Source organism: Micromonospora sp. DT43 (assembly GCF_049841645.1).
Lineage (GTDB): Bacteria > Actinomycetota > Actinomycetes > Mycobacteriales > Micromonosporaceae > Micromonospora.
Map to the genome: position 1 here is coordinate 142,333 of NZ_JBNCKR010000006.1, position 16,204 is coordinate 158,536.

Genomic DNA, 16,204 nt, shown 5'->3' on the forward strand with positions numbered 1-16,204 from the left:
GCAGTGGTGTCGATCTGCCGGTAGCCCTCTCAAGCACACACCGTTGTGAGGTCTCCGGGGAGTCCCTGCTCAAACCCTCGCGGCCGGGGTTACGTCATCCATGGAACCTGCTGCACAGGGCGGGTCACGGGACTCAAGAGTGAGCAGCGGGTTGCCCGACCGGCTGCCGTTCGGGATCGTGACCGGCCGTTCCGTGCTCTCGCGGTCTCCTGCGGGACAGCTCGTGGCAGGCGAGCAACGCGAACGCCCCGGCGGTGAGCAGGCCCCCGAACAACGGGATGACGCGCACCCCGGCCCTCGCCAGCAGGCCCGCACCGATGAGTGAGCCGGCCGCGAGGCCGAGGTTGAACGCGACGCTGAGGCTGGCCGACGCCATGTCGGTGGTGGATGGGGTCACCTGCATGATGCGGTGCTGGAGTGCCGCGATCAGCGAGCTGAACGACATTCCCGCCACGGCGAGCAACGGAATGGTCAGTGCCTTGTTCGCGCCGACCCCGGCGAGGCCGACCATCGCGGCGGTGAGGAGCCCGAGCAGACCCAGCACCACACCGAGCGGAAACCGGTCCAGGATCCGGCCGACCGCCCAGGTGCCGACGACGCCGAACGAGCCTTGGACGAAGAGCAGCATGCCGAGGGATGCCGCGGCGAACCCGCTGACGTCGAGGAGGAAGACGGTCATGTAGGTGAACGCGCCCATGGCGCCGGTGACCGCGAGGACGGTGGCGACGAGGAGCACGACGAAGCGGTGTCGATCCGGCATCGCCCCGGTGTCGCCGGCACTGTCCTGCGGTGTGACGCTCGGCAGGAGCAGGACGACCGCGATGCAGATGACGAAGCCGAGGACGGCCATCGCGACGAAGGCGGCCCGCCACCCGGCCTGAGCGCCCAACCAGGTGCTCAGCGGCACGCCGAGGACCGGGCCGAGCGCGTTGCCGATCGACAGTCGAGCCACGATGCGGCCTCGGATGTTCGCGGGGAACATCGAGATCGCCACGGGGAACACCACAGCCCAGAAGACACCGTTTGTGGTGGCGGACACCAGCCGTGCGGCGAGCAACATCTCGTACGAGGTTGCGAGGGCCGACACCGTCGTCGCCGCGGCGAACACACCGAGGGTGCCGGCGAGCAGCGGGCGCCGGGGCACTCGCCGAGTCACCCGGGTCAGCGGGAGCGCCACGATCATGACCACCACGGCGTACCCGGTCACCAGCAGGCCGGCCTCGGACCTCGAGCGCCCCAGGTCCGGCGCGATAAGCGTGAGCAGCCCGATCGGGAGCACCTCGGTGGTGACGTAACAGAAGGTGGCGGCGGACAACGCGGCGAGGGCGTAGACCGCTCGTCGTGGGTGCGTCATGGGCTGCCTCCCAGTTCCGCCGCACCTGCGGCACGGCGATCACAGGCGCTGTGGCGTGATTCCAGCTAAATGAGTTTTGACGGTAGCATAGATGAGCTGGAATTCCTCCGACTCTCTGACTAGGACGTTCCATGGGGGTGACGCCGTCCGCAGCGAAACCGTCTTCAGTGGATTAGGTGGTAGCATGGCCGGCATGCCGCTCGACGTGTGCCAGCTACCGTTGGTCGGCGGGCATCCCGCGCTCGATCTGGTCAACACACTCGAGCGAGGGGGCACGTCGCCACACGACTTCCTGTCCGACAGCTCCGCTCTACTGCGCTGGTCGGCCCGCGTGGGTGTGCTCAGCGACGCGGAGGCCGACCAGGTTGAGCAGGCGTGGCGCGACGAACCCGCGGCGGCGCACGCGGGACTGTCCGCCGTACGCGACATCCGGGATGGGCTGTTTCTCGTGCTGCTCGCCGCGATCACCGACGCGGACGGTGCTTCGGCGGGTGACCCCGTCGCGGCCGGCGCCGCGCTTGTCGCACTCCACCAGCGCTGGTCCGGAGCGGCCGCCCGAGCACGATTCGTGCTCGACAGGTCGCGGGTACGGGTGGCCTACGGCACCGTGCCGGCCATGCTGGTGCTCGACCGGATCGCCGAGGCCGCCCTCGACGTCATGCTGACGGCCGACCTGACCCGGGTGCGCCGCTGCCCGGTGCGCGAAGGTGGCTGTGGCTGGCTGTTCCTCGACCAGAGCCGCAGCGGGTCCCGCCGTTGGTGCCGCATGGCCGACTGCGGCAACGCGGTGAAGGCACGACGGCTCACCGAGCGTCGCCGCGTCGCCCGCGCATCCCACTCGTAGGCGGTCGACGAAGGCTGCGTGGGCTGCACACAACGCCGTGACCGAGCCTGCGCCGAACACGGCAGGGCTGATCATCGCGCTCTCAAAAAAATCTTGGGGTGGGTTGTCGAAGTCGCGTCTGGCCGTTCGAGGGACTGGGTGAAGGGCCGGACAAGCCGACCCGCCGCGAAGGGCAACGACCATGACCGAGCAGATGACCACCACCACGTCGACCGCGATGACCTGCGACCCGGCGGTCCGGGTCACGAAATCCCTCCTGGCGTACGGCGTCATCGCCGGCCCGCTGTACGTCGCGGTGTCGCTGGTCGAGGTGTTCACCCGGTCCGGATTCGACCCGACACGGCACGCGTGGAGCATGCTCAGCAACGGTGACCGAGGTTGGATCCACATCACGAACTTCCTGGTGAGCGGTCTGCTGACAGTCGTGTTCGCGGTCGGACTGCGTCGGGCGCTGGAGAGTGGGCCCGGGGCGCGCTGGGCACCGAGGCTGATCGGCGCGTACGGCGTGAGCCTGATTGCCGCCGGTCTGCTGCGCGCGGACCCGGGGCTGGGTTTCCCGGTCGGTACGCCGGAGGGCCCTGGGACGATCAGTTGGCACGGCTACGGTCATTTCGCTGCCGGGGCCGTCGGGTTCAGTTGCCTGATCGCGGCGTGTTTCGTGCTGGCCCGCCGCTTCGCCGCCGAGGGCGCGACTGGTTGGGCCTGGTCCTCGCGGGGCGTCGGTGTGGTGTTCGGCGTCAGCTTCCTGGGTCTGACCGCGGGTGCCGGCGCCGCCTGGAGCATCCTCGCCTTCACTGCTGCCGTACTGCTGATCTCGGGCTGGCAGGCAGCCGTCGCGGTCGATCGCTACCGGCGCGTGTCGCGGCACTGATCGTCAGCACAGCCGAACCACACTTGTTCCGAGCCAACCCGAAGTGCATGTCCGGAGGAGAAGAAAAATGCGTTATCTGGTGATTCTCAAAGCAGCACAGCCCGACGGCCCGCCGCCTGCCGAGCTGATGGAGGCGATCGCGAAACTCGGTATGGACGCGACGAACGCCGGCGTGATGCTCGACATGGGCGGGCTGGCTCCCACCGCGAACAGCGCCCGGATCGCGGTCACCGCCGGTGGGCTCAGCGTCGTCGACGGTCCCTTCGCCGAGGCGAAGGAGCTGATCAGCTACGTGGTGTACGAGGTCCGCTCCAAGGAGGAGGCTGTCGAGTGGGCCGGCCGGTTCATGCGGCTGCACCGTGACCTGTGGCAGGGCTGGGAGGGGGAGGCTGAGGTCTCGCGGGTCTTCGGGCCGGAGGACTTCGCACCACAGGGATGAGCGGGCGAGATCTTCGATGGTGGTTGGATCGGTAGCCGTGACGGCTACCGATCCATATCGCGTTGTCGAGGCGGTCTGGCGGATCGAGGCGGCTCATCTCATCGCGAAGCTGACCCGGATCGTGCGTGACGTCGGCCTGGCCGAGGAGATCGCCCAGGACACCCTCGTCATCGCATTTGAACAGTGGCCGAAGCAGGGCGTGCCGAGAGATCCCGGCCCGTGGCTGATGGCTACCGCCAAGCACCGGGCGATCGACCTGGTCCGGCGGCGGATCCGCTACGGCGAGAAGCTCGCCGAGATCGGCCGGGCCCTGGAGATCGCGCCTGTCGACGAGCAGGACGCCGTGGACGACGCGTTGGACGACCACGTCGGCGACGACCTGCTGCGGCTGATCTTCATCTCCTGCCATCCGGTGCTGTCAACCGAGGCGCGTACCGCGCTCACCCTGCGTGTGCTCGGCGGGCTGAGCACCGAAGAGATCGCCCGGGCCTTCCTCGTCGCCGAATCGACAGTTGGTCAACGGATCGTGCGGGCCAAGCGAACCCTGGCCGCCAAGCGGGTGCCGTTCGAACTCCCGCCACCGGATCAACTCGCCGAGCGGCTCACCTCGGTCCTGGAAGTCCTCTACCTGATCTTTAACGAGGGATACTCGGCGACCGCCGGCCAGGACTGGATGCGGCCTGACCTCTGCCGGGAGGCGTTGCGGCTGGGCCGGGTGCTGGCCGGGTTGATGCCGGACCAGGCCGAGGTGCACGGGCTGGTGGCGCTGATGGAAATCCAGTCGTCGCGAACGTGGGCGCGCACGGACGGGGCCGGTGCGGCAATTCTGCTCGGCGACCAGGACCGGACCCGCTGGGACCGGCTGCTGATCCGGCGCGGCCTCGCCGCCCTGGCTCGGGCGCAGGAGATCGGCGGCATACTCGGACCGTTCGTGCTGCAGGCCGAAATCGCCGCCTGTCACGCCCGAGCCCGGTCTACGCAGGAGACCGACTGGTCACGAATCGCGGCGCTCTACCTGGTGCTGTCCCACGTGTGGCCGTCACCGGTTGCCGAGTTGAATCGGGCGGTCGCGGTCGGAATGGCCGAAGGGGCGGCCGAGGGATTGAGCATCGCTGACCGGGTGCAGGCGAGTGGGGCTCTGGACCAGTACCCGCTGCTTCCCGCCGTACGCGCCGACCTCTTGGCGAAGCTCGGTCGGACGGCCGAGTCCCAGCAGGAGTACGCGCGAGCCGCCGCCCTGACCCGCAACGCCAAGGAGCGAGAGATCTTCCAGGCGAAGGCCGAAGGCGGTACCCCGATCGACTAGCTCCGCCGTGGGAACTGCCGTCGAGGCGGGCCTGCAAGCGATAGGTGGGTGGGCACGCCGGGCATGGGTCCTGCCGTGCCCGGCCTGCGAGGGGCGCGGATCCGGTTGGGAAGTACACCGGGCGTGGCCCTCACTGCTGCTCTCTGTTCTGCCGGAGGGCTTCCTCAAGTTGGTCTTCCAGGATGATGATCCGGCAGGCCGCCTCCAGGGCGGTGCCGCCGTCGACCATCTCGCGGGCACGGGCGGCCAGGCGCAGCTGGTAGCGCGAGTAGCGGCGGTGCCCGCCGCTGGAGCGGTGCGGGTCGATCAGTTTCGCCTCGTCCAGCCGGCGCAGGAAATCCTGCGTGGTGCCGAGCATCTCCGCGGCCTGCCCGATGGTGTAGGCGGGGTAGTCCTCGTCGCCGAACATGTCTTCGGGGTTTCGCCCCATGTCACCTCCACGTCGAGGGCCCCGGCGCTTACGCGCCGGGGCCCAGGGTTACGGGTCAGAACACCATCTGCCGACTGGAACGTCGGCTCTTCGTATCCACACCGGCCGTCACTGACGGCAACGGGTGCGAGGATCGCATATGCGTGACCGGAGACCACCTCTCGTTCGATGGAAACTGCGGTGTCCGCCCGGCCGGACATGACGGCCGAAAGCGGGCGATCCAACGGTGTACGGCCCTCCCTTTCCTCTGCATCTCTTCCAACTTGCCGACGTACGGTCCGCCGGTGTCGGAGCCCACGCAACTTCACGGCCCCGCACACGTACGGCGAACATCAGCTGGAGCCCTGAGCGGTTCCTTGGCCCCACCTGCGGTGCCCCGTCGCGCATCACGCCGGGGCTGACGTGCTCACTGCCGTTCTGGAGCAGAAACTTGGTCCTGCTCCGACGCCCGTCGTGACCTCACGGCCGGGCGGTCCGTCTGCGTCTTCGTATCCCTCTGCTCTATACCTGAGGAACAGTATCCCTGGCCCTCAAGAATGTCTAGCCGTTTGAGCATAGATTTTCTGGGCTGTCCGCCGCGGGTCTCCTCAGGGGCCGTCGTGGGTCGCCGGACTCCTGGCCGTGGCCCCCGGGCGCGCGGGGTCGTTGGGCGTGACCTGCGGTGAACACCGCCTGAGCAAGATCGCCGAAGATTTCGAAGAATTTTTCTGGGTGGCGGCAACCTGCGGGCGGCGGATCGCATGTACCCCGATGTAAGCGACGATCGCCACGATCCATAGGGGTCCGGAAATGTCTGCTCGTCACCTCCTGCTGCTGCCCGTTGCCACTGTCCTCATTGGACTGTCAGCCTGCGACTCCGGGGAGTCGTCTGGTCCTGGCCCAACCGCATCCGCTCCGACGCCGACTGCTGTGGCCGCTGGCACCCCCAGTGCGTCGCCCGCGGTGGCTGCCCCGGCGGCGGGGGTTGCCGACTGTCCCTCCGGGACGACCTTCCAGTCGCTTGTCGAGCTCCCGAAGGGCTGGTCCTTCGGGGAAGTGAAGTGCTTCAAGGACTGGGCTACGGGCGATCCGCAGGGCCCGACGGCGGGTGACGGCGTCTACCTGTTCCACTTCGTGTCCGGGACGGGCTGGAAGTACTACGACCAGGGCAGCGACTGGGACTGCAAGGATCTCGGCATCAGCGAGGCGCCGTTCTGCGTCTCGGAGCCGACGAAGACGGCACCGAAGCCGGCGTCGAAGCCGACGAGCGGTACGGCCATGAGTGCCAAGTGCCCTTCGGCGAAGACCCTCGAGGCTCTGGTCGAACTTCCCAAGGGCTGGACCTTCGGCAGTGTCGACTGTGTCAAGGACTGGGCGGGAGCCGATCCGGAGGGCCCGGGCGTCGGTGACGGCTCGTACCTGTTCCACTTCGTGCCCGGCACGGGCTGGAAGTACCACGGCGATGGCAGTGGATACGACTGCGTGGACCTCGGCCTCAAGGAGGCGCCGTTCTGCATCTACTGACCGGGTGACCGCTGTCGTTTGCTGTGGCGCACACCAGCTAAGGTGTGCGCCACAGTCAACCGGCCGCATCGACGCCGCCGCTGCCTGAAGGACTTTGGGGTAGGTGGGGGGAACGAGCGGAGCATGGCGGACTCCATAGACGATCTTTTCTGTGAGTTCGTGCGGACCCGCTCGCCGGCGTTGCTGCGGACGGCGTTCCTGTTGACCGGTGACCGGCACCTCGCCGAGGACCTGGTGCAGGATGCGCTGGCCCGCACCCATCGGGGCCGGCGGCGGCTGAATGATCCCGGGCACTTCGAGGCGTACACCCGCACCGCCATGTACCACCAGCATGTCAGCTGGTGGCGGCGCCGCAAGGTAGCCGAGTCCCTGCCCGGGGAACTCGCCGACGTGGCGCAGCCCGGCAGTGACCACGCTCGCCGTACCGATCTCAAGGTCGCCCTGCACCAGGCTCTCGCCCAACTCACACAGCGGCAACGGGCCGTGCTGGTGGCACGGTTCTTCGAGGACCGCAGCGAAGCCGAGGCCGCAGAACTTCTGCAGTGCTCGGTCGGCACGATCAAGAGTCAAACCAGCAAGGCGCTGGCTCGCATGCGCCAGATAGCGCCGGACCTGATCTCGGCCGTGATGGAGGAGGCCTGATGACCGACAACCTCGGGCCGCTGCGTCAGGCCATGTCCGACCTGAGCGAGCTCGGCGGCACCGCCGACATGTACGAACGCACCCTGCGCAGATCGCGGCAGGTGCAACGACGCAGGGCTGTCGCTACCGGCGCCGCGGTGGCGGCGGTGTTCGCCATCGGCGGTACGGCCGCATTCGCCACCCTGAACCGGCCCGACCCGTTGCTGCCGCCCGCAGCCACCCCCACCAGTGTCGACCCTCAAAAACCCACCTGTCCGTCGACTGAGAGCCTCGGGACCCTGGTCGAGCTGCCGGTGGGGTGGTCCTTCGCGTCCAGGCCGGTGGAGTGCGTCGAGACGTGGGCCGCCGTCGACGTGGAGCGCCCGAACGCCAGCGCCATCATCTACCTGTTCCATTACACGGCCGGCAAGGGCTGGCGACTCCAGGACCAGGGCAACGGATGGGACTGCAAGGAACTCGGCCTGACCGAGCCCGCGTCGTTCTGCACGTCCTGACCGTCGGCCGGGGGCCCCCTCCTTGCCCGTCGCGCCTCGCATGTCACAAACCCACCGGGCGGATCGACGATCCTTTCGAAGCCACCTCGGAAGGGAGCACACCGGATGCGTATCGTCGTTCTCGGCGCGAACGGGGGCACGGGCCGTTGCCTGGTACAGATGGCGCTGGACGCCGGCCATGAGGTGCGGGCGGTGACCCGGCAGCCGCAGTCGTACCCGGTCAGAGGCCCCGGCCTGGAGGTGGTGGCCGCCGATGCCACCGTGGAGGTCCCCTTGGATGGTGCCGCCGTGGTGTTGTCGACACTCGGCACGCCGTTCACTCGGCGACCGGTGCGGCTCTACAGCCGCAGCACCGCGACGGTCCTCGCCGCGATGCGCCGCGAGGGTGTACGCCGGCTCGTCGTTGTCAGTTCCAGTGCCACCGAGCCGCATCACCATGCCGAGGGCGGGTTCCTGCTCAACCGCGTCATCCAGCCGTTGGTCACCGCCACGATCGGCAAGTCCACCTACGACGACATGCGCGCCATGGAGAAGCTGGTGTCAGAGAGCAACCTCGACTGGACGATCGTGCGCCCGTCGGGGCTGTTCGACAGCGACAGCGTCACCCGATACCGGCTCTCCGAGAGCCGCTCAGACGGCATCTTCACCAGCCGAGCCGACCTGGCGGCCTGTCTGCTGGCCCAGGCCACCGACACCACCTGGGTCAGGCGGACCGTGGCCGTCACCACCGCCGAGGGCACTCCGACGCTGTTGGCGATGCTGCGGCGGGAAGCGTTCGGGAAATAGGGACATGGACGACCAGCAGTGGTTCGCCGAGCAGTTGGCGCAGCACCGCCCGCAACTGCGGGCCGTCGCCTATCGGCTGCTGGGCTCGCAGGCCGAGGTCGACGACGCGCTGCAGGAGGCATGGCTGCGGACGACGCGCGCGGACCCAACCGCGATCATCAACCCTGCGGCGTGGCTGACCACGCTTGTCGGGCGGGTGTGCATCGACATGCTGCGGGCCCGGCAAGCGCGCCGCGAGCAGTTGGGCGCAACATGGGCGCCGCTGGTCAGTGAGTACGGGGATCCCGAGGAAGCCAGCCTGCACACCGACGCGGTCGGCATCGCGTTGCTCGTGGTGCTGGACAGCCTCGAGCCCGCCGAACGGCTCGCGGTCGTGCTGCACGACATGTTCGGCATGCCGTTCGAGCAGGTGGCCGCCGTCGTGGGACGTACACCGGCGGCCACCAGGCAGCTTGCCAGCCGAGCCCGGCGGCGACTACGTGAAGGCGCTCCGCAGCCCCGGGCCGGCCTGCCCGCCCAGCGACGTGTCGTCGACGCGTTTCTGGCGGCCGCACGCGCCGGCGATTTCGACGCCCTGCTGACCCTGCTGGATCCCGACGTGGTGTTCCGCTCCGACCATGGACGACGTGCACGGTTCGCGCCGGCCGTACTCACCGGTGCCCGCGCGGTGGCCACCCGGGCGGCCGACGCCGGGCCACTGTTCGCGCGCCTCTGCGCTCCCGCGTTGGTCAATGGCGCCGCCGGGGTCGTCGCCCGCGACCGGCGCGGCAGGCCCGTCGCCGTCGTCGGTTTCACCGTCGACGGCGAACGCATCGTCGCCATCGACATGATCCTCGACCCGGACAAGCTGACCCGTCTGCGGCGTGGAAGATCGATTTCCTGACGCACGTAAATGGTCTCCCGGCTGGTTAGCCTTGATGGCGTCGGACCTGAACGCCCTCACCGAAACGGTCATCCTCGGGTCGGTGGCGCTGATGGCCTGCCGTCCCTGAACGGACTCGCGGTGGCTACCTGACGGTGGCCTTCACCTACAACCTCGTCGGAATCCCGCTCGGGTGAGGGCCGGCTGGCCCTCACCCGAGCGCAGGTCAAACCTTGGGTGATCGGTAGCCGTGAGACAGCTCCGAAGCCCCTAGATTCGTTGAAGTTTGAAGCGCTGATTGGTGCCGGTGCCGGGTGTCCACTGGGAGATGCGGGCACCGTCGGCGGTCGAGGCCTGCCAAACGTCCATTGCCAGACCGCTTTGCCGGTTGATGAGCCTGACCACCCCGCCGCCCTGGTCGTCGATCCGCCATTGCTGGCTGGCGGCGTTGGGCGTGTCGGGCTGCTGGGTGATGTCAGCACCGGTGCTGTTGCTGGCGACCTGCAGGAACAGGCCGCTGTGCCGCGCCCTGATCCGGAAGTGGCCCCCGTCCGCCGACAGAAAATCGAACTGCTGGTTCTGTCCGCTGCCGCTCTGCCACTGGATCAGCGCCGCGCCGGCGGCGGTGGACGCACCGTTGATATCGGCGGCCTTACCGCTGTGCTGGGCGACGAGCCGGTAGTACGCACCAGCCTCGACCGGCCCCGAGTTGACCCCGGACGCGCGGTAGGTGTGGCCGGCCTGGCCGGCGAACTCCACGAGATCGGCCTCGATCCGCGTCGGCTGGACGGCGCTGCCGCTCGTCTCGTCCCGCAGTTCGAAGGTGCCGGCGAAGATCCGGTTGCGAACGCGGATGGTTCCGGCGCGGTCGGGAACGACGACGAGCTCGATTCGGCTGCTGCCCCAGGCGGCGCCGACGGTGTATCCGCCGCGGCCCCGGAGCCCGGTGACCTGCCCGGTCGGCCAGGCGGATGGTAGCGCGGGCAGGAGGTGCAGTTCGCCGGCGTGGCTTTGGAGCAGCATTTCGGCGATGCCGGAGGTGGCGCCGAAGTTGCCGTCGATCTGGAAGGGCGGGTGCAGGTCGAACATGTTCGGTGCGAGTCGGTCGGTGCGTACCAGGTCGCGGAGGAGCTTGTGGGCGCGTGTGGCGTCTTCCAGTCGTGCCCAATAGTTGATCTTCCAGGCGAGTGACCAGCCGGTGCCGTCGTCGCCGCGCAGTTCCAGGGTCTGTCGTGCGGCCTGGTGCAGTTGTGGTGTGCCGCGTTTGGTGATCTGGTTGCTGGGGTGCAGCCCGTACAGGTGGGAGACGTGCCGGTGAGTCCGCTCGGTCTCCACCCAGTCGGCGAGCCATTCCTGGATGTTGCCGCGGGACCCGACCCGCGTCGGCGGCAGCCGGTCCCGGGCAGTCAGTACCTGGGCCCGATAGGTGGCATCCACGTTGAGGACTTCGGCGGCCCGTGCGACGCCGTTGAACAGGTCACGCAGGATCTGGTTGTCCATCGTCGGCCCCGCGCACACGCTGGCGTTCGTGTGATGACGCAGCTCGGGCGAGTTCGACGGGTTGGTGACGAGGTAGCCGAGCGTCGGGTGGCTGACCAGCGTGTCGAGGAAGAACTGGGCGGCGCCCTTCATGGCTGGGTAGTTGGCGCGCAGGAACTCGACGTCTCCGGTGAACTGGTAGTGGTCCCAGATCATCGTGGCCAGCCACGCGCCGCCGGTCTGCCACATTCCCCACAGGGCTTCGTCGACCACCGACGAGCCGCGCCACGCGTCGGTGTTGTGGTGGGTGACCCAACCCCCCGCGCCGTACTGCACCTGAGCAGTGCGGGCGCCGGTGATCGTCAGATCTTTGATCATGTCGAACACCGGCAGGTAACACTCGGCCAGGTTGGTGGTGTCGGCCGGCCAGTAGTTCATCGGCAGGTTCGCGTTGATGGTGTACTTCGAGTCCCAGGACGGGGCCATCTGGTCATTCCAGATTCCCTGCAGGTTCGCCGGCTGGCTGCCCGGCCGTGAGGAGGAGATCAGCAGGTAGCGACCGTACTGGAACAGCAGCGCGGAGAACTGCGGATCGTTCACGCTCGCGTGCTGCGCGATCCGCACGTCGGTGGTCTGGTCGGCCGCAGTCGTGCGTCCCAGATCTATCGACACCCGGTTGAACAGCGCCTGATAGTCGGCCACATGGCGGCCACGCAACTGGTCGAAGCCGGTGGTGCGGGCCGCGTCGAGGTGCCGCCGCGCGACGCCCTGGTAGTCGCCATTGACGGTGCGGTAGTTGACGTAACTGGAACCGATCGACACCAACAGGGTGACGCTTGTCGCGCCGGAGACCCGCAGCGTGCCACCGGAGCTGCTGACCGTGCCGCCGCTCACGGCGGCATTGGCCAGAGCAAGGAAACGGACCTGCCCGTTGATGCCCTCCATGTTGCCGGAAACACCGTCGAGGCCGATCGTGGCGGCGTCCGGGCTGGACACGCTCGTCCGTTGCGGGCTGCTGAACGTGGCGGTGAACGTGATCGCGTTTGCCCGGTCAGCGGTCAGCCGGATCACGATCACCTGGTCCGGTGCGCTGGCGAACACCTCACGCTGAAACCGCACCCCGTTGAGCACGTAGCTGGTGGTAGTGGTGGCCGTGGTCAGATCGAGGGTCCGCTGGTACTGCGACGCCCCGCTGGCACTGCCAAAAGCGAGCCGCAGGTCGCCGACTGGCTGGTAGGCCAACTGCCCGACCGGACTGCCCAGCATGGTTTGGTTGATCAGGTCCTGCGCCTGCGTCCACTGATCGGCGAAGACCCTTCGCCGAATTTCCGCCAGGTTGGCGGCTCCACGGGTGTTGGCCGAGTCGTACGGGCCACCGGCCCACACGGTGTCCTCGTTGAGCTGCAGCCGTTCGGTGTCGACATTCCCGAACACCATCGCGCCCAACCGTCCGTTACCGATCGGCAGAGCCCGTAACCAATCCGTACCCGCCGACTCGTCGTACCACAACGCCATGTCGTTGGCCGCCAGCACCTGTGGGGGTGCAACCGACCCGGCCCGCGCGGCTGCGGTCCAACCCGCCGGCAGCAGCATGACACCAGCCCCGGCCGCCCCGGCTCCGAGAAGTTTCCTTCGTGTCACTTCAGACATCTTGTCTCCTTCAGCAAGCCGAGCGACGCAGCGGCGGCCCCAGCCGCCCCGGTCGTCGCGACCGAAGGGCAGGAGAAGCGGAACGTTGACGAGGGGCGGCGCCTGAGTTTTTCGAGGGTGTTACGGCGTCAGGCATTCATCAGACGTCACATGTTAACAACTGAGATAAAAGATGGTCAATGCGTTGCCGCTGTTGCCCTGACCGTTCAGGGCTCGTAACCCAGCCCACACCAGTGGCTTGTGGCTGCTACTTCACCTGCGCTAGCAACAGTTTCTAGGGGCGGCGTGTCACCTTGCTGTTCGCGTCGTCGCCGTAGGGATTCGGCGCGTAAGAGGCGATCGACTAACGCGTGCTCCCCAAAGGTAGATGTGTCCTCTGGGCCGGGCTACGCGCTGAGCCGCTCACTCCCGTGCCAACCACGTCTCCCCGGCACGACACCGCGGCGACCAGTGCCTCTGACCTCCCGCATCAGACATCGAGGATTTGCCATTCCTGGCTGGTCTCGCCGCTGACCGGTTGCTGGACCGCCCTGGCGCCGTCCGCGGTGGAGCCGCCTTCGATCCCGACACACAGGCCATTACTCACGTTGACGAACCGGTGGTATCCGCTGGTAGTTGCCGGGACGAGGTTCCACCACTGGTTACGTCCGCCGTTGTCGGCCCACTGGACGAGTGCCGCGCCCTGGCCGGAGCCACCTGGACTGTCCAGGACTTTGCCGCTCTTGACGCCGGACAGTCGGAATGAGCCATCGCTGTTGGATAACAGCCGCCACTGCTGGTTGGTTGCGCCAGTCCACGGCCACTGGATGACGCCTGCCCCGTCCGTGGTGGCGCCGCCGTTGACGTCCAGCACCTTTGCGCTGCGCCTGTTGACAAGTCGAACGACGCCGCCGGCGGCGGCTGGTAGACCCACGACGACCTGTATCTGTTGCCCGGCCGTCAGCGAGATCACCCGCGCATGCGGGCCGACGGGCGAGGGAGCGACAGTCGCGGAGGTGGTGACGGATGCCATCCCGCGCCGGCTGATGAGGGTGATCGCCTGGGTGATCGTCGAGGTGAGTGCCACGGTTACCGAGCGACCAGGAAGATCCCAGGAGAGGCTGTGGATGCGGACCTGGTTGCGTCCACGGACCCCGGTGATGGTGCCCCTGGCGAGTTGGCCGGGCAGGGCGGGCAGCAGCTCGATGACGCCGGGCCTGGAGTACACGAGCGCTTCGCTGAGCACGGCCGGCAGCGTGTTGGCCGCATCGGCGTTGTAGGTCTCCAGATTCGGGTTGTGTGCTGTCATCAGCGACCGGAAGATCATGTTGTTGCCGATGATCTTCCGGAGGTTGCTGTAGACGCCGGCGGCGTCCTTCAGCCGAGCGGAGGCGAGGGCTCGATGGAGGCTGCCGTGCGCCGAGGTGTTCTCGTCACCGCGCAGCGCCAGGGCCCTGAGCGCGGCGGTGACCAGCGCGGGTGCCTCCTCGGGATTGATCTCGTGCAGGGGCCACGCGCCGTACAGGTGATGGACGTGCCGATGGTTGTAGCGGTCCGTGAGACCCGGCCAGGACCATTCGGCGAGGGCGCCGCTGCCGTTGACCGTGTAGGGCGGGAGCTTCGCCAGCAGGGCCGTCCAGCGTGCGACACCCTGGCCGGCGCCCTGCTCGACACCGAGCGCGTTGGCGGCCTCGACGGCGGCTCGAAGGGCGTGTCTGCCGGCCTGGATGTCGCCGGTGGCGTTGATCGCCAGTAGGACGTTCGTGCTGGCCGGCGAGTTCTCCATCGAGAACGACGGTACGAACACCACACGGCCGGCCGAGTCGGTGCGGGTCAGGAAGTCCTCGTAGAACAGCGCCAGCTCCATCAGCGCCGGGCCCAGCTTCTCGGCCAGAAACGTCCGGTCTCCGGTGACCTGGTAATACTCCAGCAGCGGGTAGAGCAACCAGTCCGCGCCGCCGGTCCAGCACTGGCCGGGGAAGCCGGGATCGAAGTGCAGCATGTACCCGTACTCGCCGTCGGTTCGCGACGGGGCCAGGAAGCCGCGGGCGCCGTACAGGTTGCGAGCGTTCGTGCGCCAGTGCGCGAGCTGGCCGAGGATCAGGTTGAAGTAGCCCTGCATGGCGTCGGTGAGGTCGAGGGTGTTGCCGCCGGCGACCTGCAGGTTGATGTTGGCATCGGTGGTGAAATCGTCGGCCCAGGCGCCGTTCCAGGTGCCGGCCCAGATTCCGGTCAGCCGCGGCGGCAGCACGCCGCTGGAGGAGATGAACAGGTAACGGCCGCTGTCGTAGAGGCGCTCCAGCAGGGCCACATCGATGGTGTTGCGGTTGGCATTCTGCCGGGCGATCAGCTGGGTGGTCGACAGTTGCCGGTCGGCGGCGGAGACGTTCAGGTCCAGGCGGGAGCGGTCGTACATCGCCGAGTGCAGGGCGACGTGCCGGGTCCGTAGCTCGGCATAGTCGGCGCGCACCGCGGCCAGCGCCGCGTGCAACGGCTTGCTGTCCCAGGCTGTGGGCGACTCGTAACGGTCGAGTTTGGTCAACAGGACGAGCTTGGTTGCCCCGCTGACGACGATCGTCGACCCGTTCGCGGCCACCGTGCCACCGGTGGCGACGACCCGGGTGACGCCCTCGAAGCCGAACGCGCCCTGCCCGGACGGGTAGGTGCCGCGCAGGTTCAGGTAACCGGAACCGTCGATGACGCTGGCCAGGGTGGTGAAACGGACCGAGCCGGGGACGCCCGCGAGGGCGGTGTTCACGCCCAGCGTCGCGTCGATCGACCGGCCGGATGCCGGAGTCAGTTCGTGTACGACGACGTTGTCGGCTCGGGAGGCGAAGGCGCGACGGGTCCAGGTGCCGTTGCTGTCGGTCCAGGTGGACGTGACCTCGCCGGTCCGGAAGTCGGTGCTGCGGACGTACCCGTTGGTCGTGGTCATGCCGGGAGTGCTGATCTGCAACTCGAAGCCGGGGTGGTAGGTCTGGGTCCAGCGCAGGCTCCAGCCGGCCGCGAAGTCCGTGTTGGCTCCGGCGTAGTTTCCGGCCAGCGCCTTGTCTCGTACGCCGGCCAGCCGCCCGGAGATTACTGGCGGAGTCACGCCCCGGCTGCCGTTGGGCAGCACGAAGCGGTGGTGATTGAAGATCACCTTCTCGAGGGTCGGCGTTCCGTACAGGACGGCGCCGTACTCGCCGTTGCCGGTGAGGAACCCGTCGGTCCAGGTTGCCGCAGGGGTCGCGTCGTAGATCCCACGCTCGGGCGGTGTGGCCTGAGGCGCAACGGCGGCTGCCCGTCGGGCGCCCACGGCCGGGGTCAGGGCTGCCGAGCCGGCGGTCAGCGCGGTGGTGACGAGCAGGCGCCTACGACTCACGGGCAGGTCTGTCATCGGAAGCCCTTCTCGACGACGGGGCTGAAGTGGTGTGCGCCGTATGGCGCCGGAGCCGCCGCAGCCTGGTCTTGTCTACCTACAGGCCACGGGTCCGCAGGGTCGAATCGATTCGACGATAGTAAGTTCACCATCGGTTTACGTCAATGAAACGCGCTGTCCCCAACCGTGGGTTCGCCATGCTCC

At 68.1% G+C, this 16,204-nt stretch carries 13 protein-coding genes; 9 read left to right on the forward strand and 4 right to left on the reverse strand.

What is annotated here, in order from left to right; translation table 11 throughout:
* Positions 1-133: 133 nt before the first annotated feature.
* Positions 134-1,354 carry an MFS transporter gene (locus ACLQ26_RS16850; protein ID WP_425745310.1) on the reverse strand — a complete coding sequence of 407 codons (1,221 nt, stop codon included), beginning with the start codon at positions 1,352-1,354 and terminating at the stop codon, positions 134-136.
* Between the two features lie 193 nt (positions 1,355-1,547).
* On the opposite strand from ACLQ26_RS16850, the gene ACLQ26_RS16855 reads away from it, so the two are divergent.
* The 4 genes from ACLQ26_RS16855 to ACLQ26_RS16870 all read left to right on the forward strand — a co-directional run bounded on the left by ACLQ26_RS16855 (position 1,548) and on the right by ACLQ26_RS16870 (position 4,814).
* Positions 1,548-2,198 (forward strand): CGNR zinc finger domain-containing protein, encoded by a 651-nt coding sequence (locus ACLQ26_RS16855; protein ID WP_425745311.1) that lies wholly within the window; start codon positions 1,548-1,550, stop codon positions 2,196-2,198.
* A gap of 181 nt (positions 2,199-2,379) precedes the next feature.
* Positions 2,380-3,069, forward strand: a complete 690-nt coding sequence (locus ACLQ26_RS16860; protein ID WP_425745312.1) for a DUF998 domain-containing protein — start codon at positions 2,380-2,382, stop codon at positions 3,067-3,069.
* A 67-nt stretch (positions 3,070-3,136) separates the two neighbouring features.
* Positions 3,137-3,508, forward strand: a complete 372-nt coding sequence (locus ACLQ26_RS16865) for a YciI family protein (protein WP_425745313.1) — start codon at positions 3,137-3,139, stop codon at positions 3,506-3,508.
* A 37-nt stretch (positions 3,509-3,545) separates the two neighbouring features.
* Positions 3,546-4,814: an RNA polymerase sigma factor gene (locus tag ACLQ26_RS16870; protein WP_425745314.1), complete on the forward strand. Its 1,269-nt coding sequence runs from the start codon at positions 3,546-3,548 to the stop codon at positions 4,812-4,814.
* Positions 4,815-4,944: 130 nt separating this feature from the next.
* On the opposite strand, the gene ACLQ26_RS16875 is transcribed toward ACLQ26_RS16870, so the two are convergent.
* On the reverse strand, positions 4,945-5,244 hold the full coding sequence (locus tag ACLQ26_RS16875; protein WP_425745315.1) for a helix-turn-helix domain-containing protein: 300 nt from the start codon (positions 5,242-5,244) through the stop codon (positions 4,945-4,947).
* Positions 5,245-6,186: 942 nt separating this feature from the next.
* Between ACLQ26_RS16875 and ACLQ26_RS16880 the strand changes: the two genes are divergently transcribed.
* The 5 genes from ACLQ26_RS16880 (at position 6,187) to ACLQ26_RS16900 (ending at position 9,552) form a co-directional block, all read left to right on the forward strand.
* Positions 6,187-6,747: a hypothetical protein gene (locus ACLQ26_RS16880; RefSeq protein ID WP_425745316.1), complete on the forward strand. Its 561-nt coding sequence runs from the start codon at positions 6,187-6,189 to the stop codon at positions 6,745-6,747.
* A gap of 123 nt (positions 6,748-6,870) precedes the next feature.
* Positions 6,871-7,389 (forward strand): SigE family RNA polymerase sigma factor, encoded by a 519-nt coding sequence (locus ACLQ26_RS16885; RefSeq protein WP_425745317.1) that lies wholly within the window; start codon positions 6,871-6,873, stop codon positions 7,387-7,389.
* Positions 7,389-7,883 (forward strand): hypothetical protein, encoded by a 495-nt coding sequence (locus ACLQ26_RS16890; protein WP_425745318.1) that lies wholly within the window; start codon positions 7,389-7,391, stop codon positions 7,881-7,883. The genes ACLQ26_RS16885 and ACLQ26_RS16890 overlap by 1 nt, the downstream gene beginning before the upstream one ends.
* 105 nt (positions 7,884-7,988) lie before the next feature.
* The gene (locus tag ACLQ26_RS16895) at positions 7,989-8,669 is read left to right on the forward strand and encodes an NAD(P)-dependent oxidoreductase (RefSeq protein ID WP_425745319.1); all 681 of its coding nucleotides are present in this window, start codon (positions 7,989-7,991) and stop codon (positions 8,667-8,669) included.
* 4 nt (positions 8,670-8,673) lie between these two features.
* Positions 8,674-9,552: a sigma-70 family RNA polymerase sigma factor gene (locus tag ACLQ26_RS16900; RefSeq protein WP_425745320.1), complete on the forward strand. Its 879-nt coding sequence runs from the start codon at positions 8,674-8,676 to the stop codon at positions 9,550-9,552.
* A 249-nt stretch (positions 9,553-9,801) separates the two neighbouring features.
* Here the strand turns inward: ACLQ26_RS16900 and ACLQ26_RS16905 are convergent, their stop codons facing one another.
* Positions 9,802-12,660 carry a glycosyl hydrolase family 95 catalytic domain-containing protein gene (locus ACLQ26_RS16905; RefSeq protein WP_425745321.1) on the reverse strand — a complete coding sequence of 953 codons (2,859 nt, stop codon included), beginning with the start codon at positions 12,658-12,660 and terminating at the stop codon, positions 9,802-9,804.
* A gap of 469 nt (positions 12,661-13,129) precedes the next feature.
* Positions 13,130-16,018 (reverse strand): glycosyl hydrolase family 95 catalytic domain-containing protein, encoded by a 2,889-nt coding sequence (locus ACLQ26_RS16910; protein WP_425745322.1) that lies wholly within the window; start codon positions 16,016-16,018, stop codon positions 13,130-13,132.
* Positions 16,019-16,204 lie beyond the last annotated feature (186 nt).

Bases quoted from the DNA above. Each gene is read 5' to 3' on its own strand.
- ACLQ26_RS16860 (WP_425745312.1), top strand. From the start codon at position 2,380: ATGACCGAGCAGATGACCACCACCACGTCGACCGCGATGACCTGCGAC.
- ACLQ26_RS16890 (WP_425745318.1), top strand. From the start codon at position 7,389: ATGACCGACAACCTCGGGCCGCTGCGTCAGGCCATGTCCGACCTGAGC.
- ACLQ26_RS16885 (WP_425745317.1), top strand. From the start codon at position 6,871: ATGGCGGACTCCATAGACGATCTTTTCTGTGAGTTCGTGCGGACCCGC.
- ACLQ26_RS16910 (WP_425745322.1), bottom strand. From the start codon at position 16,018: ATGACAGACCTGCCCGTGAGTCGTAGGCGCCTGCTCGTCACCACCGCG.
- ACLQ26_RS16850 (WP_425745310.1), bottom strand. From the start codon at position 1,354: ATGACGCACCCACGACGAGCGGTCTACGCCCTCGCCGCGTTGTCCGCC.
- ACLQ26_RS16905 (WP_425745321.1), bottom strand. From the start codon at position 12,660: ATGTCTGAAGTGACACGAAGGAAACTTCTCGGAGCCGGGGCGGCCGGG.
- ACLQ26_RS16865 (WP_425745313.1), top strand. From the start codon at position 3,137: ATGCGTTATCTGGTGATTCTCAAAGCAGCACAGCCCGACGGCCCGCCG.
- ACLQ26_RS16875 (WP_425745315.1), bottom strand. From the start codon at position 5,244: ATGGGGCGAAACCCCGAAGACATGTTCGGCGACGAGGACTACCCCGCC.
- ACLQ26_RS16855 (WP_425745311.1), top strand. From the start codon at position 1,548: ATGCCGCTCGACGTGTGCCAGCTACCGTTGGTCGGCGGGCATCCCGCG.
- ACLQ26_RS16895 (WP_425745319.1), top strand. From the start codon at position 7,989: ATGCGTATCGTCGTTCTCGGCGCGAACGGGGGCACGGGCCGTTGCCTG.
- ACLQ26_RS16900 (WP_425745320.1), top strand. From the start codon at position 8,674: ATGGACGACCAGCAGTGGTTCGCCGAGCAGTTGGCGCAGCACCGCCCG.